General features: G+C 60.0%; 23 protein-coding genes and 2 riboswitches. Of the genes, 12 read left to right on the plus strand and 11 right to left on the minus strand.

Features of this window, described 5'->3' with window-relative positions:
• Position 1: 1 nt before the first annotated feature.
• Positions 2 to 86, minus strand: a riboswitch (glycine riboswitch).
• A 134-nt stretch (positions 87 to 220) separates the two neighbouring features.
• The 8 genes from EKH79_RS01310 (at position 221) to EKH79_RS01345 (ending at position 10,408) form a co-directional block, all read left to right on the plus strand.
• Positions 221 to 655 carry a VOC family protein gene (locus tag EKH79_RS01310; protein ID WP_126671994.1) on the plus strand — a complete coding sequence of 145 codons (435 nt, stop codon included), beginning with the start codon at positions 221 to 223 and terminating at the stop codon, positions 653 to 655.
• A 972-nt stretch (positions 656 to 1,627) separates the two neighbouring features.
• Positions 1,628 to 2,428 carry a hypothetical protein gene (locus EKH79_RS01315; protein WP_126671995.1) on the plus strand — a complete coding sequence of 267 codons (801 nt, stop codon included), beginning with the start codon at positions 1,628 to 1,630 and terminating at the stop codon, positions 2,426 to 2,428.
• Positions 2,429 to 2,703: 275 nt separating this feature from the next.
• Positions 2,704 to 4,347 (plus strand): L-lactate MFS transporter, encoded by a 1,644-nt coding sequence (locus EKH79_RS01320; RefSeq protein WP_233590127.1) that lies wholly within the window; start codon positions 2,704 to 2,706, stop codon positions 4,345 to 4,347.
• 24 nt (positions 4,348 to 4,371) lie between these two features.
• Positions 4,372 to 4,872 carry a formate dehydrogenase subunit gamma gene (locus tag EKH79_RS01325; protein ID WP_126671996.1) on the plus strand — a complete coding sequence of 167 codons (501 nt, stop codon included), beginning with the start codon at positions 4,372 to 4,374 and terminating at the stop codon, positions 4,870 to 4,872.
• Positions 4,869 to 6,428, plus strand: coding sequence for a formate dehydrogenase beta subunit (locus EKH79_RS01330; RefSeq protein ID WP_126671997.1), 1,560 nt, complete (start codon positions 4,869 to 4,871; stop codon positions 6,426 to 6,428). Before EKH79_RS01325 ends, EKH79_RS01330 begins: the two co-directional genes overlap by 4 nt.
• A gap of 14 nt (positions 6,429 to 6,442) precedes the next feature.
• Positions 6,443 to 9,334, plus strand: a complete 2,892-nt coding sequence (gene fdhF, locus EKH79_RS01335; protein WP_126671998.1) for a formate dehydrogenase subunit alpha — start codon at positions 6,443 to 6,445, stop codon at positions 9,332 to 9,334.
• On the plus strand, positions 9,315 to 10,166 hold the full coding sequence (gene fdhD / locus EKH79_RS01340) for a formate dehydrogenase accessory sulfurtransferase FdhD (RefSeq protein WP_126671999.1): 852 nt from the start codon (positions 9,315 to 9,317) through the stop codon (positions 10,164 to 10,166). Before fdhF ends, fdhD begins: the two co-directional genes overlap by 20 nt.
• Entirely contained in the window at positions 10,163 to 10,408 is a 246-nt protein-coding gene (locus tag EKH79_RS01345) for a formate dehydrogenase subunit delta (protein ID WP_126672000.1), read from the plus strand. Before fdhD ends, EKH79_RS01345 begins: the two co-directional genes overlap by 4 nt.
• A 2-nt stretch (positions 10,409 to 10,410) precedes the next feature.
• On the opposite strand, the gene EKH79_RS01350 is transcribed toward EKH79_RS01345, so the two are convergent.
• The 10 genes from EKH79_RS01350 to moaA all read right to left on the minus strand — a co-directional run bounded on the left by EKH79_RS01350 (position 10,411) and on the right by moaA (position 17,991).
• Entirely contained in the window at positions 10,411 to 11,400 is a 990-nt protein-coding gene (locus EKH79_RS01350) for an ABC transporter ATP-binding protein (protein ID WP_126672001.1), read from the minus strand.
• On the minus strand, positions 11,400 to 12,173 hold the full coding sequence (locus tag EKH79_RS01355) for an ABC transporter permease subunit (protein ID WP_126672002.1): 774 nt from the start codon (positions 12,171 to 12,173) through the stop codon (positions 11,400 to 11,402). Before EKH79_RS01355 ends, EKH79_RS01350 begins: the two co-directional genes overlap by 1 nt.
• Complete coding sequence (locus tag EKH79_RS01360) at positions 12,170 to 13,084, minus strand: extracellular solute-binding protein (protein ID WP_126672003.1); 915 nt, start codon at positions 13,082 to 13,084, stop codon at positions 12,170 to 12,172. Before EKH79_RS01360 ends, EKH79_RS01355 begins: the two co-directional genes overlap by 4 nt.
• Entirely contained in the window at positions 13,081 to 13,437 is a 357-nt protein-coding gene (locus EKH79_RS01365; RefSeq protein WP_126672004.1) for a hypothetical protein, read from the minus strand. The genes EKH79_RS01360 and EKH79_RS01365 overlap by 4 nt, the downstream gene beginning before the upstream one ends.
• On the minus strand, positions 13,434 to 14,000 hold the full coding sequence (gene mobA / locus EKH79_RS01370) for a molybdenum cofactor guanylyltransferase (protein ID WP_126672005.1): 567 nt from the start codon (positions 13,998 to 14,000) through the stop codon (positions 13,434 to 13,436). Before mobA ends, EKH79_RS01365 begins: the two co-directional genes overlap by 4 nt.
• Positions 13,984 to 14,493 carry a molybdenum cofactor biosynthesis protein MoaE gene (locus EKH79_RS01375; RefSeq protein ID WP_126672006.1) on the minus strand — a complete coding sequence of 170 codons (510 nt, stop codon included), beginning with the start codon at positions 14,491 to 14,493 and terminating at the stop codon, positions 13,984 to 13,986. The genes mobA and EKH79_RS01375 overlap by 17 nt, the downstream gene beginning before the upstream one ends.
• 2 nt (positions 14,494 to 14,495) lie before the next feature.
• Positions 14,496 to 14,756: a MoaD/ThiS family protein gene (locus tag EKH79_RS01380; RefSeq protein ID WP_126672007.1), complete on the minus strand. Its 261-nt coding sequence runs from the start codon at positions 14,754 to 14,756 to the stop codon at positions 14,496 to 14,498.
• Positions 14,753 to 15,994, minus strand: coding sequence for a molybdopterin molybdotransferase MoeA (locus tag EKH79_RS01385; protein WP_126672333.1), 1,242 nt, complete (start codon positions 15,992 to 15,994; stop codon positions 14,753 to 14,755). Before EKH79_RS01385 ends, EKH79_RS01380 begins: the two co-directional genes overlap by 4 nt.
• 8 nt (positions 15,995 to 16,002) lie before the next feature.
• Complete coding sequence (gene moaCB, locus EKH79_RS01390; RefSeq protein ID WP_126672008.1) at positions 16,003 to 17,004, minus strand: bifunctional molybdenum cofactor biosynthesis protein MoaC/MoaB; 1,002 nt, start codon at positions 17,002 to 17,004, stop codon at positions 16,003 to 16,005.
• A 3-nt stretch (positions 17,005 to 17,007) separates the two neighbouring features.
• A complete protein-coding gene (gene moaA, locus EKH79_RS01395) occupies positions 17,008 to 17,991 on the minus strand; it encodes a GTP 3',8-cyclase MoaA (protein ID WP_126672009.1) in 984 nt (327 codons plus the stop codon).
• Positions 17,984 to 18,121, minus strand: a riboswitch (molybdenum cofactor riboswitch). Its footprint overlaps the gene before it by 8 nt.
• A gap of 172 nt (positions 18,122 to 18,293) precedes the next feature.
• On the opposite strand from moaA, the gene EKH79_RS01400 reads away from it, so the two are divergent.
• The gene (locus tag EKH79_RS01400; RefSeq protein ID WP_126672010.1) at positions 18,294 to 19,067 is read left to right on the plus strand and encodes an ATP-binding cassette domain-containing protein; all 774 of its coding nucleotides are present in this window, start codon (positions 18,294 to 18,296) and stop codon (positions 19,065 to 19,067) included.
• A complete protein-coding gene (locus EKH79_RS01405; RefSeq protein WP_126672011.1) occupies positions 19,064 to 20,545 on the plus strand; it encodes an ABC transporter permease/substrate-binding protein in 1,482 nt (493 codons plus the stop codon). The genes EKH79_RS01400 and EKH79_RS01405 overlap by 4 nt, the downstream gene beginning before the upstream one ends.
• Positions 20,546 to 20,548: 3 nt before the next feature.
• Here EKH79_RS01405 and EKH79_RS01410 read toward each other — a convergent pair whose 3' ends face one another.
• Positions 20,549 to 21,049 (minus strand): hypothetical protein, encoded by a 501-nt coding sequence (locus EKH79_RS01410; protein ID WP_126672012.1) that lies wholly within the window; start codon positions 21,047 to 21,049, stop codon positions 20,549 to 20,551.
• 155 nt (positions 21,050 to 21,204) lie between these two features.
• Between EKH79_RS01410 and EKH79_RS01415 the strand changes: the two genes are divergently transcribed.
• Together EKH79_RS01415 and EKH79_RS01420 are read left to right on the plus strand one after the other, a co-directional pair.
• Positions 21,205 to 21,726 (plus strand): DUF4142 domain-containing protein, encoded by a 522-nt coding sequence (locus tag EKH79_RS01415; protein ID WP_126672013.1) that lies wholly within the window; start codon positions 21,205 to 21,207, stop codon positions 21,724 to 21,726.
• 443 nt (positions 21,727 to 22,169) lie between these two features.
• Positions 22,170 to 22,676, plus strand: coding sequence for a DUF6496 domain-containing protein (locus EKH79_RS01420; RefSeq protein ID WP_126672014.1), 507 nt, complete (start codon positions 22,170 to 22,172; stop codon positions 22,674 to 22,676).
• The last annotated feature ends 7 nt before the right edge of the window (positions 22,677 to 22,683 follow it).

Consider the following 22,683-nt stretch of genomic DNA (forward strand, 5'->3'; position numbering starts at 1 on the left):
TTGGTCCACGGCGGTATGGGGCCTGAGCGATTACGGGCGTTGCGCCTTCGGCAGCGGGGTTTACCCGCTTCTCCCACCATGAACATCAAGGGGTTAATTATACCTCGTATGGAGCCCAGCGCACTGCCGTTTCCTGACTGGGAGGAGTAGCCTCGGGCTTCCCCAAAATCCGCCTGTTTCCGCCTTCCAGAAAAAGCTGGAATGACGTAAGCGAAATGTTATGAACAAGCCACCCTTTCGCATCGAACAACTCGATCACGTCGTACTGCGCGTGTACAACGTGCCCATCATGCTCGCGTTTTACTGCGATGTTTTAGGTTGCAGTCTCGAACGCAGACAAGACGAAATTGGCCTCGTGCAATTGCGCGCCGGCCATTCGCTGATCGACCTGGTGAGCATCGACGGAAAACTCGGCCGTCACGGCGGCGCAGGCCCGGGTACAAGCGGGCACAACATGGATCACCTGTGTCTGAGCGTGGATGACTACGACGAGCAAACCATCCTTGCGTATCTCAAGGCGCAAGGCGTCCACGTCGGCGACGTCGGCAGTCGCTACGGTGCCAAAGGCGAGGGCCCCTCGATCTATCTGTTTGATCCACAAGGCAACATGGTGGAACTAAAAGGACCGCCGAACCGCCAGGCCAGCCCTGCGTAGGCGTTGCTGCGACACTCTGTTCTAAAAAACATGTGTCGGAAGTAAGGAATTTAACGTTTGTGAAGATTTAATCGATATAATGCGCGTTCCCCAAGGCGCTTGATCCCCCGTTGGCCGAATTGGCAACGCGCCGAATCAAGCGGAGCAGTCCCGCGAATGATGTCCCCCTCGGCATTCGCGCCGGACTGAGCTACAGCTAGCAGATGTCTTTCGCGGATCTCGTGTGCGCGTTCATGCGCACGTTGCACTGATCCGGGCTGTCCCGAGTGCGGACATGGAGCTTGTGGACTGCGGCAACATCAGTAGTCCGATCACAGTGAATGTATTCGCGGCGTTGCCTGCAACGCGGTGGCGTTTTTCTGCGCTGCCGCCAGGGCACGTGTGGCCATGGGTGGCCGAATCTTTAGTTGCATCGCGCTGCCGAGGCGCTCTTAAGAGCCAGTCCCACGCATTGAAGTAGTCCGCGCCGGAACTGTTTGCTCGCAGGGCAAGGAAGAACGAGGGCGTGTATGTCGATACACAACCGAGTGATGACGCAGCACTGCGAGCAAACAGTTCCGGCCCGTAGGGTTGAGACGGTGTGGCCGCCATGCGGCAGCGCGCGGCTTGACCTGACAGCCAGTCAGGCGCTGCGCCACGCGCTACCACCTGACGGCCACACCGCCTCAACGCGGACCACTTCAATGCGTGGGACTGGCTCTCGCCACGGAATTGATAGGCGTTCTTCATGCGTTGCCAACGGCGATGGATATCGCTGCGCACGCTTGCAGTTTTGAGGGTGTCGGTGTGTGTGAACCAGAATGTTCAAAGCGGTCGACCGATGATGAAAACGTTATCGACCCAACGACGGTCTCCGACCGCGAAGTAGATGCTTTACTCACGAATCTGCCGTCAGCACACGATGTCTGCATCGTGCACCCGGCGGCGGGCGCTGTCAGCTCGAGCAATCGTGTACGTGCATGGAGACATCGTATGAGTGACCCAGCAAAGCGGGCGCGCCGCGCTGCGCGCGTGATTCGGCATATTCGCTTCGTGTATTTCGCGAATGTCGATGACGACAGTCTGTTTGCCGATTATCACCACGAGCTGGTCACGGCCGAAGTATTGATGGATCGCGTGCTCGCGGCGCGTGCGGCAGGCATGAAGGCGGTGCATCCGACCTTGACCAACGACGCCGAAGAACAGCTGTTCGTGCGTCCTTTGCGTGGCAGCTTTACGCAGGTGACGCCTGAATACATTCGTTGGTACGGCCGCGACGGCATCCGCCGCGAGTTGCCGATGGTGCGCGAAGATCTCGCGATCGAACTGATGGGCGAATACGCGTATACGTATAGCCATGCCATGGATATCGCCACGAACAATTCCGGCGCTTTGTCGCGTAACGATCAGGCGTGGTTGATTGCGCGATCGCGTGCGCCGATTTCGTGCCGTCCATTGCATGCCACGGAATTTCGTCAGCTGATCAAGGCGATCGAAGCGGCGCATAAGGTGCCCTACGGCGATTCCACGGTGGTGCAGGCGAACATCGAAATCGCGCGTCGTGCAGCCGCTACGCTTGGTGCGGTGATGGACGAATACGTGGAAGTGCCTTTCCACACACCGGCACTCACGGAAGCGTTTGCCGAGTTTCATCGGGCGCATCTTCAGCGCGTGGCGGATGCATCGCGCATCGCCAGTCTTTTGCCGTTGCCGATCAATGGCATGCTTGGTTGGTTCACCGCCAAGCGCGCGCGTATTTACGCCGAAGTGCAGGCGCGTCTCGCCTCGCGTTAAGCCGTCATCCTCTCCCTGCGGGGAGAGGAGTTCAGCATTGTCATATTGCGCTGCACGAATCGATTTGCGGCGATTTTTTGCGCCTGCCGCTCGAAACACGCCCTGAGTAGGCGCCCCCTGAAATTGTGACAATTCGCAGCATGTGCAAAGCATGTTGCGCAGCACTACACCTTGCCTGCCTGCGCATAAGCGGTTGCCCTGCGCTTAGGCTACAGTCATACGCGTCACCGTAGCGATGCTGCAGTTGTACCGTGCTCATTCAAGGGGAGAGGTCCATGACTGTTGTGCCTGAAGCTGTACCGGCGTCCGGAGGATCGATGCCAGGATTGTTGGCGAGGGAACGCACCATTGCAGGACCGCGCTTCAATCGTTGGCTTGTGCCACCTGCTGCTTTGGCCATCCATTTGTGCATCGGCATGGCGTACGGTTTTTCGGTGTTCTGGCTGCCGATGAGCAAGCTCGTGCCGGGTGCGCCAAGCTGTGAAGCACTCGGTTTCTTCGGACAGTTGTTCGCGACGTCGTGCAACTGGACGGTTCCCGCCGTTACTCATATTTTCGAAACCTTTATCGCCATGCTCGGCATTTCAGCCGCGATCTGGGGCGGTTGGCTGGAGCGCGCCGGGCCTCGTAAAGCGGGCTTTATAGCGGCGTTGTGTTGGGGCGGTGGGCTGGTGATCGGCGGCATCGGCGTGTCGATGCATCAGCTGTGGCTTACCTTCCTGGGTTGCGGTGTTCTTGGCGGCGTGGGGCAGGGTTTGGGTTACATCACGCCCGTCTCGACGCTGATCAAATGGTTCCCCGATCGCCGCGGTCTGGCGACCGGTTTCGCGATCATGGGTTACGGCGGCGGCGCGATGATCGGGGCACCGATAGCGGTCGCCTTGATGTCCCATTTCGCCAGCGGCGACGTTCCTGGCGTGTCCCATACGCTCATTGCCATGGGCGTTCTGTATTTCATCGTGATGTCGCTGGGTGCGTTCGGATTCCGCGTGCCGCCCAACGGCTGGAAACCCCTTGGCTGGAATGCGCCGACGGCATCGTCCAAGCTGATTACGCAGCATCACGTGCATGTGAATGAGGCATGGAAAACGCCGCAGTTCTGGTTGATCTGGATCGTGCTGTGCATGAACGTGACCGCCGGCATTGGCGTGATCTCGATGGCAAGCCCGATGTTCCAGGATGTATTTGGCGGCCGCCTGCTTGGCCTTTCTTCCGACGTCACGCTAACGGTCGCGCAGAAAGCCGCGATTGCTGCATCGGCAGCCGGATTGGTCGGTTTGATCAGCCTGTTCAACAGCCTTGGGCGCATCTTCTGGGCGTCCAGTTCCGACTACCTCGGCCGCAAAGTTACGTACTTTGTGTTCTTCGTGCTCGGCATCGCGTTGTACTGCTCGTTGCCAACGCTGGGACACCTCGGGCTTGCTGCGATGTTTGTTATCGCGGTGTGTGTGATTCTGTCGATGTACGGCGGCGGATTCGCCACGGTGCCCGCTTACCTGGCGGACATTTTCGGTACACAAATGGTCGGCGCCATTCATGGGCGCCTGCTCACCGCGTGGTCGGTGGCGGGCGTTGCCGGACCGTTCCTGATCGCTGCCGTGCGTCAGGCGCAGCTTGATGCGGGTGTCGCGAAAAGCCTGGTTTACGACCGAACCTTGTACATCCTGGCGGGTCTGTTGTTTATCGGGCTGATCGCCAACTTGCTGGTCAAGCCTGTGAAGGAAGCGCACCATATGACACCTGAGGAGCTTGCACGCGAACGCGCGCTGCAGCATGAAGCGCCTCAAGTGACGGCAAGCGCAGCAGATGCCGCACGTGGCAGCTTCGGCGTGGTTGGCGTTATCGCGTGGGCGCTGGTCGGAATTCCCTTCCTGATTGGCGTTTGGATTGCTCTCAGCAAAGCCGCCGCCTTGTTCTGAAGCTGAGTGTCTGAGGTTGAGTGAATGAAATCCGTCAAGAACGTGTCGTCGTTGCCGCCGATCGACGAGAAAGTTCGCGACGCGGTACTCGGCGTAACGACCCGGCTGAAGGATCAGCCGGGTGCGCTGCTGCCCGTGCTGCATGGCATTCAATCCGAACTCGGTTATGTGCCGGACGATGCAATTCCGCTTATTGCCCGCGAAATGAATCTTTCGCGTGCGGACGTGCATGGCGTGGTCTCGTTCTATCATTTTTTCCGCACACGCCCCGCAGGCAAACGCGTGATTTATCTGTGCCGTGCGGAATCGTGCCAGTCGATGGGCGCGGTGAAACTCGAGCAGCATGTCAAACAGCGTCTTGGTGTGGATTTTCACGAAACAACTCACGATGGCGCTTGGACGCTTGAGCCGGTGTACTGCCTGGGCAATTGCGCGTGCTCACCCGCAATCATGGTCGATGACGAATTGAAAGGCCGCGTCACACCCGAAAGCTTCGACGCATGGCTGCAGTCGGAGGCGCCATGAGCATCACGGTCTACGTACCGCGTGATGCCAGTGCGCTCTCGCTGGGTGCGGAAGGCGTGGCGAAGGCTATCGCTTCCGAGGCGGCAAAACGCAACGCCGATGTGCGCGTTGTGCGCAACGGCTCGCGTGGGTTGTACTGGCTTGAACCGATGGTCGAAGTGGAAACGCCCGACGGTCGGGTCGCTTATGGTCCGGTGCAGGCAAACGATGTGGCAGGTCTGTTCGATGCCGACTTACTGCATGCGGGAAAACACAAGCTGTCCCTAGGTCCTACCGAAGACATTCCGTGGCTGAAGAGCCAGCAGCGCCTGACGTTTGTGCGTGTTGGTATTGTCGATCCCCGCAGTCTCGATGATTACCGTGCGCATGGCGGCTATCGCGGACTGGATGCGGCCTTGAAGATGGAGCCCGCCGCCATCGTACAGGCGGTCGCCGATTCCGGTTTGCGTGGCCGCGGTGGCGCTGCATTTCCCGCGGGCATCAAATGGAAGACGTGTCTCGATGCGTCCGCCGATCAAAAGTACATTGTCTGCAACGCTGACGAAGGCGATTCGGGAACGTTCGCCGATCGCATGATCATGGAAGGCGATCCGTTCGTGCTGATTGAAGGCATGACGATCGCTGGACTCGCTGTCGGTGCCACACACGGTTATATCTACCTGCGCGTCGAATATCCGCACGCCCAACGTGCGCTCGAAGCCGCGATCGGCGCAGCGCAAGCAGCCGGTTATCTCGGCGACAACCTCGGTGGCAGCGGCAAAACCTTCCATCTCGAAGTGCGCATGGCGGCCGGCGCGTACATTTGCGGCGAGGAGACCTCGCTGCTGGAAAGCCTGGAAGGCAAGCGCGGCCAAGTCCGATTCAAGCCGCCGTTGCCGGCCATCCAAGGCTTGTTCGGCAAGCCTACCGTCATCAATAACGTGATCACGCTGGCCACAGTGCCGATCATTCTGGATCGCGGCGCCGCGTTCTATCGCGACTTCGGTACGGGCCGTTCGCGCGGTACGTTGCCGATACAGCTGGCGGGCAATATCAAACGTCCAGGCCTGGTCGAGCGCGCTTTCGGCGTCACGCTGCGCGAACTGATTGAAGGTTATGGCGGCGGCACGGCAAGCGGTCGTCCTGTGCGCGCTGTGCAGGTGGGTGGCCCGTTGGGTGCTTATATTCCGGTATCACGTCTCGATACACCCATCGACTATGAAGCGTTTGCCGCGATCAGTGGCATGGTAGGCCACGGCGGCGTGGTGGTATTCGACGACACCGTCGATATGGCGGCGCAGGCGCGCTTCGCGATGGAGTTCTGCGCGATCGAATCGTGCGGCAAGTGTACGCCGTGCCGCGTCGGCTCCACGCGCGGTGTCGAAGTGATCGATCGCATGGTCGCGGGCAGTATCGCCGAGCGCGAGCGTAACGAAGTGCTGCTGCGCGATCTCTGCCAGACCATGCTTGCCGGTTCGCTTTGCGCATTGGGTGGCATGGCGCCGTATCCGGTACTGAGCGCGCTCGATCACTTTTCCGAAGATTTCGCGGGAACGCCGCAGCGCGCGGCGTCCTGAGGAGGTAAGACCCTATGCTGTCCATCGTCGAAATCGATCGCGGCACACCGCTAGTCAAATCCGACAAGATGGTGGTGCTGGAGATCGACGGCCGCAACATCAGCGTGCCGGAAGGGACTTCTGTGATGCGTGCTGCATCGCAGGCGGGCATCAGCATTCCTAAACTTTGTGCGACAGACATGCTGGAAGCATTCGGTTCATGTCGCCTTTGCCTGGTCGAGATCGACGGTCGCAAAGGCTATCCTGCCTCGTGCACGACGCCCGTTACCGAAGGCATGAAAGTCAGCACGCAGACGCCGAAGCTGGCAGAGATCCGCCGAGGCGTAATGGAGTTGTATATATCCGATCATCCGCTGGATTGCCTGACGTGTCCGGCGAACGGGCATTGCGAATTGCAGGATATGGCTGGCGTAGTGGGCCTGCGCGAAGTGCGCTACGGCTACGACGGCGAGAATCATGTCTTCGCCAAAACGAAGCAGGGCGAAACCAATCCCCACTTCGTTGCCAAAGACGAATCCAATCCGTACTTCACCTTCGATCCATCCAAGTGCATTGTCTGCTCGCGCTGCGTGCGCGCCTGCGATGAAGTGCAAGGTACTTTCGCGCTGACCATTCAGGGCCGCGGTTTCGAGTCGAAGGTCTCGGCGAGCCAGGACAATCGGTTTCTCGATTCGGAGTGTGTTTCCTGTGGAGCGTGTGTGCAGGCCTGTCCTACCGCCACGCTGTCGGAAAAATCGTTGATCGACCGCGGCCAAGCCGAACATAGTGTCGTCACCACCTGCGCCTACTGCGGTGTGGGTTGTAGCTTCCGCGCCGAAATGAAGGGTGAGGAAATTGTGCGCATGGTGCCGAACAAGGATGGCCATGCGAATCATGGTCATTCGTGCGTCAAAGGGCGTTTTGCCATCGGCTACGCGACGCATCCGGATCGCATCAACACGCCGATGATCCGCAAGAAGATCAGCGATCCGTGGCGGATTGTCAGCTGGGACGAGGCGATTGCTTACGTAGCCAGCGAGTTCAAGCGTCTGCAATCGGCGTTCGGCAAATTCTCGGTCGGCGGTATTACCTCGTCGCGTTGCACGAACGAAGAAACCTATCTGGTGCAGAAGCTGGTGCGCGCCGGTTTTGGCAACAATAACGTGGATACGTGTGCGCGTGTGTGTCATTCGCCCACTGGCTACGGTTTGAAAGCGACACTGGGCGAATCGGCAGGTACGCAGGATTTCGATTCCATCGAGCAAACCGATGTCGTGCTGGTGATCGGTGCCAATCCCACCGATGCTCATCCGGTCTTTGGCTCGCAGATGAAGCAGCGCCTGCGTGCTGGCGCGAAGCTGATTGTTGTCGATCCGCGCCGCATCGATCTGGTGCGCACGCCTCACATCATGGCCGACTACCATCTCAAACTGAGGCCCGGTACCAACGTGGCGCTGCTCAACACACTGGCGCATGTGATTGTCACGGAAGGTCTGGTCGACGAAGCGTTCGTCGCCGCGCGTTGCGAGCCCGAAGCCTTCAACAAATGGCGAACGTTCGTTGCGCAGGACAAATACAGCCCGGAAAACATGGAAGCCGAGACCGGCGTTCCAGCTGCCAGTGTGCGCGCAGCGGCGCGTCTGTATGCGACGGGCGGCAACGCAGCGATCTATTACGGCCTTGGTGTCACCGAGCACTCGCAGGGTTCGACGGCGGTGATGGGGATCGCCAACCTGGCCATGGCCACCGGTAACATCGGCCGCGAAGGCGTGGGCGTGAATCCGTTGCGCGGACAGAACAACGTGCAGGGCTCGTGCGACATGGGGTCTTTCCCGCATGAATTCCCAGGTTATCGCCACGTTGGCGATGCTGCAGTCCGGGGTTCATTCGAAGCGGCGTGGGGTGTGCCTCTGCACGATGAGCCGGGCCTGCGCATTCCCAACATGTTTGAAGCAGCCATCGATGGAAGCTTCAGGGGGCTCTACATCGAAGGCGAGGACATCGCGCAATCCGATCCCAACACGCAGCACGTTACCGCTGCCTTGCAGGCGATGGAATGCGTGGTCGTGCAGGATTTGTTCCTCAATGAAACGGCGAAGTTTGCGCATGTCTTCCTGCCTGGCTGTTCGTTCCTGGAGAAGGACGGCACCTTCACCAATGCCGAACGCCGCATTTCGCGCGTGCGCAAAGTGATGGAACCGAAGGCCGGCTATGCCGATTGGGAAGTGACCCAGCTGCTGGCGAATGCGATGGGTTACCCGATGCAGTACAAGCATCCGTCGGAGATCATGGATGAAATTGCGCGGCTGACACCGACGTTCCACGGCGTGAGCTTCGAAAAAATCGACCAGCTGGGTTCCATCCAGTGGCCCTGCAATGAAGAACATCCCAACGGCACACCGGTCATGCATGTGGACGAGTTTGTGCGTGGCAAGGGCCGTTTCATGTTGACCGAGTACGTACCGACCTCGGAAAAGGTCAACGCGGTGCATCCGCTGATTCTCACCACCGGCCGCATCCTGAGTCAGTACAACGTGGGCGCGCAGACGCGCCGCACGGCGAATGTGATGTGGCACGACGAAGACCGTCTGGAAATTCATCCGCACGATGCAGAAGAGCGTGGCATCAAGGATGAAGACTGGGCCGGCGTGGAAAGCCGTGCAGGTCAAACCGTGCTGCGCGCACGCATCTCCGAACGCATGCAGCCGGGCGTGGTGTACACGACCTTCCACTTCCCCGGGTCGGGTGCCAACGTCATCACCACCGAAAATTCCGACTGGGCGACCAATTGTCCGGAATACAAGGTCACAGCCGTGCAGGTGACGCGCGTGAACCAGCCTTCGGAATGGCAGAAGCGCTATCAGGCGTTCTCCGAAGAACAGCAATCGTTGCTGGAGCAATCGCTGGATGCCGCCGAAACACCCTGAAACGCCGCCGATCGGCAAGGGCTATGTGACGCGCCGCGTTGATCGCTATCGTCGCGGCGAACATGAGCACACGAACGATGCAATCACCGAAGAAGTGCCGGTCGCGATGATCTACAACGACGTGCCGTTCGCCGTGATGATGGTGACGCCGCTCGATCTTGAAGATTTTGCGCTGGGTTTCTCGCTGAGCGAAGGTTTGATTGCAAGGCAGGACGAGTTGCAAAGCATCGAGGTGCGCCCGCAGCTCGAAGGTGTCGAGATCATCATGCGCGTGTCGACGACGACTGTAGAAGATCGCGCGGGACAGCAGGGTGAACGTTTGTTGCCGGGCCGCAGCGGCTGTGGGCTGTGCGGTGCACGCATGCTTGAAGATGCCGTGCGTCACCCTAAACCGGTGGGCCGCGGTCCGACCATCGACGCTGTCGCGCTTGAGCGAGCGCTTGATTCGCTGCGCAATGCGCAACCGGTGAACGCAGAAACAGGCTCAGTACACGCGGCCGCATGGGTCGATGAGAACGGCAAGATCGCGATGGTTCGCGAAGATGTCGGCCGGCACAACGCGCTCGATAAATTGATCGGCGCCATGGTGAAAGCGAACTTGGATACCGAAGCTGGATTCCTGGTCGTCACCAGCCGCGCGAGTTACGAGATGGTGACCAAGGCGGCCAGCGCTGGTATCACGTTGATGGCAGCCATTTCGGCGCCGACGGCATTGGCGATTCATCTGGCCGAGAGCACCGGTCTGACGCTGGTCGGTTTCGCACGCCCCGGCAGCTACGTTGTCTACACTCACCCGCAGCGATTGCGACACGCTGCCGGAGCGCATGCATGAACATCGAACGTCTCGTTACCATGGCGAACGACATCAGCCACTACTTCGCCGCGGACCCGGACCACGCAGCGGGCGCTGCCAGCATTGCCGATCATCTGAAGCGATTCTGGGAGCCCGGCATGCGCAAGCAGATCGTGGCGCATCTGGCGGCAGGCGGCGAAGGTCTTGAGCCGTTGGCGAAGTTGGGCGTCGAGCGGCTTGCCGAGCTGGACCGCAAGAGCGCTCAGGCGACTCACTCTTGATCTTAGGGGTTGCGCTTCCAGCAGCGAATCGCTTCAGGCGGAAGATGCACGGCCAGTGATTCGGGAACCGACGCATGTCCCGACACGTCGATCCAAAGCCGGGCTTGACCACAGCGCAGTCCAAGCAGCGTGCGGCACCCGTTGACGTGACGAACTTCGACTGAAGCCGGAAGGTCATCGGCGGATGCTTCCTGAGCATCGACCACGCGGATTGCCTCGGGCGCGATGGTCCAGTCCACATCGGAACCGGGTATGGCCTGACGCCCAATCGGAAATGACATCCCACTGTCCGGCCATACCACTCGCGGCGCTTCCAGCGTGCCGATGACCTGTCCGCGATGCACGTTCCGGTAGCCGAGCAAGCGTGCGGCCGCCCCGCTTACAGGATGCGCGTACACCGTTTCGGGTGTGCCCATCTGGATGATCTTTCGATCGTGCATCAATACCAGCCGATCCGCGACCGCTGCCAGATGCGGATCGTGGCTGACAGCAAGCGTTGGGATGCCGAAGTCATGCACCTCTGCGATCAGTTCGGCGATGACGTCGTCGCGTGTGACGGGATCGAGTGCAGACGTGGGTTCATCCAGCAATAAAAGTTGCGGCCGCCGCGCGAGTGCGCGCGCCAGCGCAACGCGTTGCTGCTGACCGCCCGACAACATGGCGGGATAGTGTTCCGCGAACTCAGCCATGTGCACACGCTCAAGCAGTTGCAGCGCCTGTTCGCGCCGCTGCGCGCCGCGAAGCGCAAAGGCGACGTTCTGCCATGCATTCAGATGCGGAAACAGCGCATAGCCCTGCGGCAGATAACCCACCGCGCGATGCTGCGCGGCCATGCCGCCAAACGGTTCGCCATGTGCAGGTACAAGACCGGCAATCGCACGCAACAGCAGCGATTTGCCTTCGCCGCTTGCGCCGAGCAGCACGGTAAAACCTTCGACGTCGAAGGTAGCCTGTAAAGCAATGGGCCGTTCGATCGTATAGTCAACGCGCATCAGAACAAACGCCGCCGGCGTGCAGCGAGGCCAAGGATCAGCGGCAGCGGCATCGCCACCAGAAAGAAAATCCACAGCAACGGATAGACCGCGCTCAGTCCGGTATTCTGCAGATTCACCCAGAGTTTGACCGGAATACCTTGCGGGTAATACGCGACGATCAACACCGCGCCAAATTCGCCCAGCGCACGTACCCAGGCGAGTGCGACCGCCGCGGCAAGTCCCAGACGCGCCAGTGGCAAGCTGACGCGCAGGAAACTTCGCCACGGCGAATGGCCCAGGGTCAAGGCAATCTGCTCCAGTTCGCGCGGCACGCTTTCGAAAGCGGCGCGCGCAGCGATCACGTAATAGGGCAGTGCGCTGTAGAACTGTGCCATGACGAATGCGGGCGCGGAATTGGTCAGCACCAGACCGGCGCGTTCCAGCAAGCCCCCGGCTGGCCCGTAGGGGCCGTACATCGATGCCAGCAAAAGTCCCAGCGCCAGCGGCGGTGTGAGTAATGCAAGCAGCAGTAACGCGTCGATCAGCCATTTGCCGTGGATGGGGTAACGTGCGAGCCACCACGCTAATGGCGTGCCCAACGCGATGATCAGCAGAAGCGCCAGAAGGCTGTAAACGAGCGATACCGCAATCGCACCGCCATCGCCTTCGGCGAATCCGAAGGCGCGCCAGTGCGTCGCGAGCACCAGGCCGATGAACGGCGCAGCCAGCAGGATCAGTGTCAGTGCACTGATGACAGCCGGCAGACGTGCGTGCGGACGGTCATCCGTCACAAAGCGTTTCCGCGCGGTGGACTGTAGCCGTGATCCTGAAACAGTTTCTGTCCATCGGGACTTTGAAGAAACGTCACGAAGTCGCGCGCCAGTTCAGGCTGTTGCGCATTGCCCAGCGCCGCGGCGTAGAACACGAGTGGCTGCACGCGCAAGGTCTTGCCGTTGTCGAGCTTGATCGACGCGCGGTCATACCACGGCGTTTGCATGCCGGGGTCGCCAAGGTTGATTTGATCCGGAAGTGCAATCGTGGGCAGATGATGCGATTGCGCCGCACTGAGATAGCTGATGGCGGCGTCGATTTGCCCGGCTTCCAGTCGCGACATCAAGGATGGTTCCGTGAAAATTTGCGCGGTGTTCTGCGGGTCGCCTGCAATGGCATGCATCAAGCCGGGTTTGTGGTAATACGCTTCGGCCAGCTGCAAGGTCAGCAATACATTCGCGCCTTGCGGATCGATGGACGGATCCGTGCGGCCCAGCCGCAGGCCCGGTTCGCTCAACACGTCATACCACGTCTTTTTTCCTTGTGATGCCGCGGCAAAATCCATCGCGAATCGGCTTTGCGGGCTGTAGCTGACCACCATCTGCGTACTGGCAACGGGAACGGCGGCCGTCACTAAACCGGCCTGTTTCAGCACTTGCATCGGACCAGGGGTAATCGTGACAAAGACGTCCGCTTGTATCTGATGCGCAGCGAGCAAATGCGCCAATGCATACGAACCTTGTCCAGTGCCCTGATAAGTCGCGTTATGCGCCTTGGCGAAGGTAGGGCCGACAGCGCCATCCATCACAACGCCCATGGAGCCAGCGTAGGCGACGCGCAAGACGGGCGTGTTGTCCGCTGCAACCGTTGAAGCGCAGAGCAGGGTGACGACGAAAGCGACAAGAGCCCAGGTGCGTTGCACGATACTCATGACGCATCTCCTTCGGAGGATTTATGAAAGCGTCGGCGTGCACTGTCGCGCACGTCGACATCGAACAGTACTTCCAGTGGATGTGCCGCTGAACCGCTAAAACTAAAATGTAGGCCGTCACGCGATGGAAGCCGATCGCTCAAGGCGCGCACGTCGGCTTCCGGAATGTCGATATTCCAGATGGCGTCTTCGCGCCGCCACGCCAGCGCATCGGCGAGGCGAATGCGTTGTATCTCCGTCCGGCCGTCCGGCAGCAGCGTGCAATTTTCCGCAGAGCCGCCCGAAAGCAATCGGGCAAGCTCGGCTTCGTCGACGCGCAATCGCAGCGTCTGGCCTTCCATCTGCACTCTCATCCCGTTACCTCGCGCCAGGTTTCTTCAGTATTGCAGTCGATAAGCTGGCCGGCATCGGTCTCGCCAAGCGGTAGCTCGAGAACACCGACGCGTTCTTGCAATGCACGCAAGGAGCGCGAACGATCGTCGGCGGCACTCATCAGTTCGGCCAACACCGCACGGCAGGTGCCGTCCAGGCGCAAGCGCATGGGTAGTATGTGACCTGCGAAATGCACGCATCCCGCTGCTGGCGCAACAAGCAGGCGCTGCAGCAGCGTTGAATGAAGGCGCGGCATGTCGACGGGTATGACCAGCAGTTCGCCGTCATCGCACATGGCGGCGATTCCGGCGATGCCTCCAAGTGGCCCAGCGTGAGCGACCGGATCGGCAACGCCCCGATAATCCGCACGCTCGCCACTGACGTGCACCGTTTCGACCCCCGCTTCGCGCAACACCGCGATTTGCCGCTCGATCAACGGCCGGCCCTGCCACGGCAACATTGCTTTATCGCGCCCCATGCGCGAGGAAAGGCCACCGGCGAGTACTACGCCGATGTAACGCGTGGCGTCAGTGCCCGTGTCCATGCGTCTGCTTGGATTGTTGTGCGGCTGCAAGCTCAGCCTCACGATGTTCCTCGCAAAGCGAGCAGCCTTCGCTCCAGGCGCTGTCGCCATCCACGTAGTGCTCCTGCTTCCAGATCGGCGCTTCGTGCTTGACGGCTTCGATCGCCAGGCGGCATGCGCGGAAAGCCTCATCGCGATGCGGTGTAGCCGCGGCAATGACTACCGCAAAATCGCCAATGCGCAGGCTGCCCTTGGCATGCGCGATATACAGCTTGAGCGGGCCGCCCACTTCGGCACGGGCACGCTCGCCAATCTCCTGAAAGATGCGCAGCGCCAACGGGTCGAAAAGATCGTAAGTGATTCCTGTGACCACACGTCCGTGGTTATGTTGGCGAACGCGGCCGATAAACGTGGCGATCCCGCCAAAGCGCGGATCGGAGACAAACTCCAGCGCGGCCGCCGGATTCAGCGGTGCATGCGCGATGTCGACAACGGCGGTGTAGATGTCCGTCATGCTCAGCCTCCGCTTACCGGTGGCAAGACAGCGATCTGGCCGTGCTCGGGCACGTGGCGATGATTGTGCAGGATCTCATCCTCGCTGGCGAAGGCGGAACGCTTGATCAGGTTTTCGCTGATCGATGGAGCGTGGTTGCGGACGTGCGTTTGCAACGCTTCGCGCAGTGTTGCGACAGTGCAGTGGTCCGGCACATCCATCTCAACGAAGCCGTGCGGGTCGGCTTCGCGTAATGCGCCAAACAGTGTTACACGAACTTTCATGCCACGCTCTCGTACGGCAAAGGGAATTCAAGATGACTAGGGCCATAGACATCGACCAGCGCGCCTTTGGGTAAGGCTTCGATCTCTGCGGGGACGATGGCCCAGGCGTTGGCATCCGCAAGCGGGCGGATGCGATACGACTCCTGACCGCCAAGTATTTCCGCGCCGAGACGGCCCTCTGCATCGATATACAGTTTTGTTTTGAGATGAAAACGAAGGCGCGGCTTCTTGTTGTAAGCGGCGACAAGCGGCACGCGCCGCGGCGCTTCCGGCGGAAGTCCCAGCATCACGCGCAAAGCGGGCTCGATAAAGAAACGAAGCCCGACGGCGACGGCGATCGGGTTGCCTGGTAAGCCGAACAGAAGTGCGTTATTGGGAAGTCGCGCGAACAGCAGGGGTTTTCCCGGGCGTATGGCGACTTTGTGGAATAGCGTGCTCGCACCGATGTTTTCCAGCGCCTGCGGTACGAAGTCGTAACGGCCCATCGAAACAGCGCCCGTTGTCACGACAATCTGTGCACCCGCTTCGAGTGCACGCCGCAACGCCGATTCAAAGGCCGGCGCGTCATCGCCAACGGTGTCGACATGAACGACGTCGGCACCTGAAAGCGGCAGACGTGCAGCCAGGAAAGGTCCGTTGGAATTGCGTATCTGACCCGCTGCGAGGGGCGTTGCCGCGTCATCGACAAGTTCGCGCCCGGTGCACAGCACCGCGACACGCGGGCGTGCTGCGACGGAAACCTTGGGGACACCTAGGGCTGCCAGCAGCATCAGATGTTGCGATGCCAGAACAGTACCTGCAGCGATGACGGTTTCACCGCGGCCAACATCCGAACCTGCCGTGCGCACGTTTTGCCCGGGTTCGACATCGGCCAGCAGTTTGATACGTTGCGCGTTGTCCGTGCGTTCCGTCTGTTCGATGGGAATCACACGGTCAAGACCATCGGGCATGCGCGCGCCGGTCATAATTTCCCAAGCGCCATCGCGTGCATGCGACACCCCATCGCCCGCGGCCTGCTCACCTTCGATATTCAATTCGCTTCCAGCGGGAACTGCCGATGACCCACCGCTCAACGCAAAACCATCCATCGCAGAGTTGTCGAAAGGCGGCAGTTCCACAGCGCTGATGACGGGTTCCGCCAGCACGCGGCCAAGGCACGTGGAGATAGCGCATTCCTGCGCCGGCATGCGAACACTTGCATCCAGCACGATGCGCAGCGCTTCCTCATAGGCGAGCACGCCACCGTTCATGCATGTCCTCCACCAGCCGCCATGCTTAGCGCGTGAGCAAGTATCGGTGCGAGGATATCCATGCCTTGCGCGACGGCTTTCGAACTCCCCGGTAGCGCAATGACGAGCGTATCGCCGATAAGCACGGCATTGGCGCGGCTCAACCAGGCCATCGGAGTGTGCTGGCTGCTTTCGTTGCGGAACAGTTCGCCGATGCCGTCGACGTGACGATCGGCGACCAACGACAGCGCTTCGGGTGTGTGATCGCGCGGTCCAAGTCCGGTGCCTCCCGTGCACAACACCAATCGCACATCGGTCTTGGCGAGTTGGCGCAGGCGTGCAGCCAACGGTTCCGGATCGTCGGCGAGCAATTCGGCGTGATCGATCTGCGCCCCCAGTTGCTGCAAACGTTCGACCAATAAAGGGCCGGACGTATCGATGTGTTCGCCACGTATCGCGCGGTCGCTGAGCGTAATGACGGCGGCAGGTACGCCATCCAGTTGTGGAATGGGGCGTGGGCGATAGCGCGCGCGCTCGGCATCGTTCATGCCATCCGGATGCAGCCACAATCCTTTCTTGCCGCCTTCCTTGAACAGCAATCGCACGGCACCGAACGACAGCGCGGGTTCGACGGGTTTGGTCAAATCGTAAAGCGTAAGCAATGCGGCACTGACGCCTGCGAGCGCTTCCATTTCCACGCCGGTGCGCGCGAAGGTTGCTACCTCGCAATAAACGCGAATGACATGGCGTTCCTGCACCGGCTCGCACTGTACGTTGATGTATTCCAGCGGCAGTGGATGGCACAACGGCATCAGTTGCGAGGCGTTCTTCGCGCCTTGCAAGCCGGCGATCTCGGCCATCGTTATCGCATCGCCTTTGGGCAGGCGGCGTTCGACAATTTGCGTGAAGGCTTCGATGCCCGCACTTAACTCACCAACGGCAACGGCGCGGCGTGCGGTAATTCGCTTATGACGCACGTCGGCCATATGGAAATGCGCGCGATCCTCGCGCTGAAGCATGGGTCAGCCTCCAGTGGATGCTAAATGGGGGGTAATGCCGGTGCGCCCTTCGTGCAGGAAGTGACCTTGTTCCTTGCGATCGATCTGTCTGCCGATGGCGTGTACGAGGTCTTCGATCTGATCGTCGGCCTGCAAAAACTGACGTAGCGGAATACCGAAGTCGCCGAACAAGCACAGTCGCAGATCGCCGGTTGCCGTCACGCGCAGTCGGTTACAGCCGGAGCAGAAGTCTTTCGAGTACGGCGCAATGATGCCGATGCGGCCAGCGTAGTCGGGATGACGGTATTCGCGTGCGGGCCCCGCATCAGCAACCCGCGCGAGTGCTTGCCAGCCGCCTTCCAGTAGTTGCGTTTCCAGTGCCGTCGCACGCACGTGGTGGTCACGGAAGAAGGGCAGGTTGTCGCCCGTTTGCATCAGTTCGATGAAGCGCACGCCGACGCGTCGTTCGCGCAGATACTCCAGCCACGCAGGCAGCTCGTTGTCGTTAACGTCGCGCAACAGGACAGCGTTGAGCTTGACCGAAGGCATCTGTGCATCAAGCGCGAGATCGACGCCATGCAGAATATCGTCCAGACGGTCGTGACCGGTGATACGTGCAAACTTTGCTCGATCCAGACTATCGACGCTCACGTTGATGGCGTTGAGCCCTGCATCCATCCACTCATGTAGGCGGCGCGTAAGCAGGCTGCCGTTGGTGGTCATGGCCAGCTTGGTCACGCCAGGGACGGCGGCTGCGGTGCGAAGAATGTAAGTGAGATCGTGGCGCACACTCGGCTCGCCGCCGGTGATGCGCAGTTTGTGCATGCCCATGACGGTGAATCCGCGCAGCAGACGCGCAATCTCATCCAGCGTCAATGCCTGCGCTGCATTCGGGTTCGCGTGGTAGCCCTGCGGCAGGCAATACGTGCAACGGAAATTGCACGCAGGAATCACCGACAGTCGCAAATACGGAAACCGGCGGCCGTAGCGATCAGCCAGCGGGGACATGGTCTGTGCTCCTTTCCAAAGCGGGGAGGCAAACGTGTTTCCACGTTTACCCTGGTGGTCCGAAAACCACGGACGTCAAACCGTATTCCCGAAGGAACCCAGGCATGACGCCTCGGAGTTGTGGGTACGGTTGGTAGTGTAACGATTTGGGTATGTGCACGGGGCGTTCGGCTCGTGCTGCGTCGCACAAATGCGAGCTATTCGCACAGGCAATGCGATATGAAAAGAGGTGCATAACGGGTTACCCGCTGATTGCGCAGGATGAGCTAGATTGAAACCTTCGCCGCTGCGACGAATCCGGAATGCAAAACGCCAGTAACGCGCCAACGGAAGCAGCGTTCGAGGTCAACCGTGTCAGCAAGCGCTACGGATCGATTGTGGCGCTCGACGATGTGTCGCTGAGTTTTCCCCGCGGCAGCACCACTGCGCTGATCGGCAGCAGCGGTTCCGGCAAGTCGACCTTGCTGCGTTTGCTGCTTGGGCTGGAATGGCCTGACCGTGGCGAGGTGAAAGTGGATGGCCATGTGCTCGAAAAAGCACAGGTGCTGGCATTGCGCAGGCGCACCGGCTACGTCATCCAGGACGGTGGTCTGTTTCCGCATCTCACGGCGCTGGGGAACCTGGGGCTACTGCCGTATCACCTTGGATGGAGCAGGGACCGCATTCGCAGCCGCGCCGAGGAACTCGCTGCGCTGACGGATCTTGCGCAAGATGTGCTGGAACGCTATCCCGCCGAATTGTCGGGTGGGCAGCGACAGCGCGTTGCCCTGATGCGCGGCCTGATGCTCAATCCGGACGCTTTGTTGCTCGACGAACCGTTGGGTGCGCTCGATCCCATCGTGCGGCACGAACTGCAGGATCAGCTGAAGTCTATTTTCGACCAGCTTGGCAAGACCGTCATCGTCGTGACTCACGATGTCGCCGAGGCGGCGTGGCTCGCCGATCGTCTGGTGTTGATGCGTAACGGCAAGGTCGTGCAGGACGGCCGGCTGGAGGATTTGCAGCAGCGCCCGGTGGATCCATTCGTTACCCACTTCGTCCAAGCACAGCGCACGCTCCAGAGGCCATCGGCATGAAGCGATGGATCGTTCTGGCGTTGGCTTGTCTGGCGATATCGCCAGTCTGGAGTGCTGCACCCGTGCGCATCGGCTCCAAGGCATTCACCGAGTCGGTGATTCTCGGCGAAGTCGCACGCCTGGCCGCGCGGCAGGCTGGTGTTGCTGCAGAACATAAGCGCGAACTAGGCGGCACCAGCATCTTATGGAGCGCTTTGCAGCACGGCGATATCGACGCCTATCCCGAATACACAGGAACCATCACGCATGAATTGCTGAAAAATCTCGCGCCAGACGCGGATATTCCAACCTTGCGTGCCGCCTTGAAGCCACTGGGGATCGGCATCACCGATTCGCTCGGCTTCAACGACACCTACGCGATCGGCATGCGTGAGGATCGCGCGGCACAGCTGGGTATCTCGCGTATTTCCGATCTGCTTCCGCATCCGGATCTGCGGCTGGGTCTTTCGAATGAATTCATGGATCGCAGCGACGGGTGGCCCGGTCTACGGCAACGTTACGGGCTTCCGCAGACGCAGGTACGCGGCCTGGATCACGCACTTTCTTACCGTGCGTTGGCGAGCAACGCTGTTGATGCCATCGATCTTTACAGCACGGATGCCGAGATTCCTTATTACCACTTGCGTACGCTGGACGACGACAGGCATTACTTTCCTCATTACGACGCGATTTTCCTTTATCGGCTATCGCTGGAGCAAAGCTCGCCTGAGTTTGTAAAGGCGCTGCAAGCACTGAGTGGACGCATCGGCGAAGACGCGATGCGCCAGATGAATGCGATGGTGAAGCTGCACGGTGAAAAGGAAACCGTCGTTGCGGCAGCTTTTCTGGGCGTGCAGCCCGATAGCGATGGGGCGAGCTTTTGGTCTCGCTTGCTCCAACGAACCGTGGAACATCTCAGGCTGGTGCTCGTATCACTCATCGCTGCCGTTCTACTTGCCGTGCCGCTAGGCGTTTTTGCGGCACGTTCGCGACGATTGGGGCAGATCGTCATGGCATTAACCGGTGTCCTGCAGACGATCCCTTCGCTGGCCATGTTCGTCTTCATGATTCCGCTGTTTGGCATCGGCACGTGGCCCGCTGTGGCGGCACTCTTCCTGTATAGCTTGCTGCCGATTGTGCGAAACACGTATACGGGGCTGGTGGGCATACCGCCAGATCTTCGCGAATCGGCCGCTGCACTCGGGCTGCCTCGGGGTGTGCGGCTACGCCGAGTCGAACTCCCGATGGCATTACGTTCCATTCTCGCCGGTGTGAAAACGGCAGCGGTCATTAACGTCGGCACCGCAACGCTTGGCGCGCTGATTGGTGCGGGTGGGTACGGACAACCTATCGTCACCGGTATCCGGCTCGACGACATCGGCCTGATTCTCGAAGGGGCTATTCCCGCGGCGTTGATGGCACTTGCCGTGCAAGGACTGTTTGAAGGCATCGAGCACTGGCTGACGCCACGCGGCATGCGGCTGGAAGCGCGACAGTAACCGCTAACGTCCGCGATGCACCTTTAACCCTGCGCCACGCCGGCTCGCGCGAATGCTTCGTTCGATATCTTCACGCGATGCGCGCCCCAGTGCTGGCCACATCGCAGGGTCTTCCGGTACGTGGTATTGCTCGTTGGTGTGCTTGACCTTGCTTGCTCCAGCACCCTCCAATAACACGCAAACCTCGTCCATCGTCATCTCGCCACGCAGTTCCACTACAACGGTGGTGTGGCCAATAAGTGATGGATCGGGAATGTGGCTTGGTGAGCGGTCGGAGAATAGGTGTCGTTCTTTCTTTTTTCCTGCGACTACACCCACGCCACCACGATGGCTGACCTTTGAAATGACGGTTGTGGGGGCCGTCGAACTGGATGGCGAATTGCCGATGCTTTCGTTGAATGTCAACACGATCTGTTCACGTTGAACACCTCGGGAGATCAGCTTTTCAGCTGCGGAATTGGCTTCGAATTGAGTATCGAAGCAGGCAACAACGAGCTCGGCCATGATCGTTCTCCACCACCTCTGTGGGTAGAACTTTAGGACGGCGCACCTAACTATGGCGTGAGCAAAATGCGCATGACGGCGTGATTGTTCCGCAAGACACGTGCACATTACATTTGCGGTGATAGCGTCATCGCTCAGCCCATGGAGACGGCATCATGAACGTGTTGAACAAACGAATGGTTGTTGCTCCGCTGTTTATGTTCATGATGATTTCGTCGACATGGGCACAGAGCGATTCCGCGGATTCCGTGCCTGCGCATACGACGCGAGATGTCCGTTTCATCATGGCCGCGTCTGCTGCGGGGCAGACGGAGATACTGGCTAGCCGCATGGCTGCCAGCCATACGCAATCGCCGGACGTACAGTCGTTTGCGCAGACGATGATCAGCGATCACACGAAGGCGAACGACGAACTCCTGGCGCTGGCAAAGAAAGACGGCTACAGCGTTTCCAGCACTCCCACGGAAGCGCAGGAGTCGGCGCTGTCGCAACTTGAGCCGCTGAAAGGTGCCGATTTCGACAAGGCGTATGCGGCGATGATGGTGAAAGATCATCAAGGCGCCGTCTCTCTCTTCCAATCGGAAGCCAGCTCCGGCAGCAACAGCGATATCAAATCATTTGCCGCGCAGGCGTTACCCGTCGTGCAGCATCACCTGACGATGGCTACCGCGTTGTAAGGGCACTCCTGCCGCGGCACGCAACCGGGCACTCAAGCCTGCGGCATGGGAGGTGAGTTGTCGGGGTCGCCCACCGGTGGTGGCTGAGGCTCCGGATCCGTCATCGGCGGTCGCTGTGGTGTCGGTATAGGCGGTTCTGGCGGAGGTATCTCCGGCGAAGGTGTTGGAGGTTTCACCGGATCAGGGGTAGGGGCAGGTGTCGAAGCGTCTCTTTCACTTTCCATTTGATCAGTCATATCAGGCAGACGTCGCCATGCTGTGAACACGAGTGCACTGTGGCCGCAGCCCTGTGCACGCATCACGAAATCCGCGTGATTATTTTTATCCTCAGGAAAACCAGTCATGTTTGTGACGTTGGTTTGATCAGTCTGCATCGGTGCATTGACAGCCTATCGACGTCTGGAGGGTAAAGTGATCCGTGGCCCATTGCCGGAGTTGCTGTCATGCCCGATAAAAAGACCCGTGAAGCCGTCGCCAGGGACAAGCGTCAAGGCAAATCGGCCAGCACTCAAGCAGGCGAATTTGTGCGCGAGGAGATAGGGCACGTGCGCGAGGGAAAGCATGGCGCACGCTCGACCGAGCAGGCCATTGCTATCGGTTTGTCCAAGGCGCGCCGCGCCGGCATCAAAGTGCCAAAGAAAAAGGTGTCGCGCAAAAGTGCCAGTTCGAATAAATCCACGTCGCACCGCAAGCGTGCAACGGCGAAGCGCACGGCTACAAAAGGCGCTACATCAAAGCGCGCGAAAGCCAGTTTGAAAGCGCTACAGCGTGAAGGGACCCGTTCCGCATCGCGCAAGTCGTTGTCGGCACATGCCAAGCGTGCTGCGTCCAAACGATCGGCTGCATCGCGCTCTGCGGCGGCGAAGAAGGCCGTACGCACCAAGGGTGCGAAGGGCCGTTCTGTCGCCGCCAAGAAAGCAACGAAAACCAGGGCAAAACGCGCTGGTTGAACGCGCC

It is taken from the genome of Dyella dinghuensis (assembly GCF_003977615.1).
Taxonomy (GTDB): domain Bacteria; phylum Pseudomonadota; class Gammaproteobacteria; order Xanthomonadales; family Rhodanobacteraceae; genus Dyella_B; species Dyella_B dinghuensis.

Coding starts and splice junctions, on each gene's coding strand:
- moaCB (WP_126672008.1), bottom strand. CDS start 17,004: ATGCTTCAGCGCGAGGATCGCGCGCATTTCCATATGGCCGACGTGCGT.
- EKH79_RS01360 (WP_126672003.1), bottom strand. CDS start 13,084: ATGAGTATCGTGCAACGCACCTGGGCTCTTGTCGCTTTCGTCGTCACC.
- EKH79_RS01320 (WP_233590127.1), top strand. CDS start 2,704: ATGACTGTTGTGCCTGAAGCTGTACCGGCGTCCGGAGGATCGATGCCA.
- EKH79_RS01405 (WP_126672011.1), top strand. CDS start 19,064: ATGAAGCGATGGATCGTTCTGGCGTTGGCTTGTCTGGCGATATCGCCA.
- EKH79_RS01415 (WP_126672013.1), top strand. CDS start 21,205: ATGAACGTGTTGAACAAACGAATGGTTGTTGCTCCGCTGTTTATGTTC.
- EKH79_RS01375 (WP_126672006.1), bottom strand. CDS start 14,493: ATGACGGACATCTACACCGCCGTTGTCGACATCGCGCATGCACCGCTG.
- EKH79_RS01325 (WP_126671996.1), top strand. CDS start 4,372: ATGAAATCCGTCAAGAACGTGTCGTCGTTGCCGCCGATCGACGAGAAA.
- EKH79_RS01345 (WP_126672000.1), top strand. CDS start 10,163: ATGAACATCGAACGTCTCGTTACCATGGCGAACGACATCAGCCACTAC.
- mobA (WP_126672005.1), bottom strand. CDS start 14,000: ATGGACACGGGCACTGACGCCACGCGTTACATCGGCGTAGTACTCGCC.
- EKH79_RS01400 (WP_126672010.1), top strand. CDS start 18,294: ATGCAAAACGCCAGTAACGCGCCAACGGAAGCAGCGTTCGAGGTCAAC.
- moaA (WP_126672009.1), bottom strand. CDS start 17,991: ATGTCCCCGCTGGCTGATCGCTACGGCCGCCGGTTTCCGTATTTGCGA.
- fdhF (WP_126671998.1), top strand. CDS start 6,443: ATGCTGTCCATCGTCGAAATCGATCGCGGCACACCGCTAGTCAAATCC.
- EKH79_RS01350 (WP_126672001.1), bottom strand. CDS start 11,400: ATGCGCGTTGACTATACGATCGAACGGCCCATTGCTTTACAGGCTACC.
- EKH79_RS01410 (WP_126672012.1), bottom strand. CDS start 21,049: ATGGCCGAGCTCGTTGTTGCCTGCTTCGATACTCAATTCGAAGCCAAT.
- EKH79_RS01330 (WP_126671997.1), top strand. CDS start 4,869: ATGAGCATCACGGTCTACGTACCGCGTGATGCCAGTGCGCTCTCGCTG.
- EKH79_RS01380 (WP_126672007.1), bottom strand. CDS start 14,756: ATGAAAGTTCGTGTAACACTGTTTGGCGCATTACGCGAAGCCGACCCG.
- EKH79_RS01420 (WP_126672014.1), top strand. CDS start 22,170: ATGCCCGATAAAAAGACCCGTGAAGCCGTCGCCAGGGACAAGCGTCAA.
- EKH79_RS01315 (WP_126671995.1), top strand. CDS start 1,628: ATGAGTGACCCAGCAAAGCGGGCGCGCCGCGCTGCGCGCGTGATTCGG.
- EKH79_RS01310 (WP_126671994.1), top strand. CDS start 221: ATGAACAAGCCACCCTTTCGCATCGAACAACTCGATCACGTCGTACTG.
- EKH79_RS01365 (WP_126672004.1), bottom strand. CDS start 13,437: ATGAGAGTGCAGATGGAAGGCCAGACGCTGCGATTGCGCGTCGACGAA.
- fdhD (WP_126671999.1), top strand. CDS start 9,315: ATGCCGCCGAAACACCCTGAAACGCCGCCGATCGGCAAGGGCTATGTG.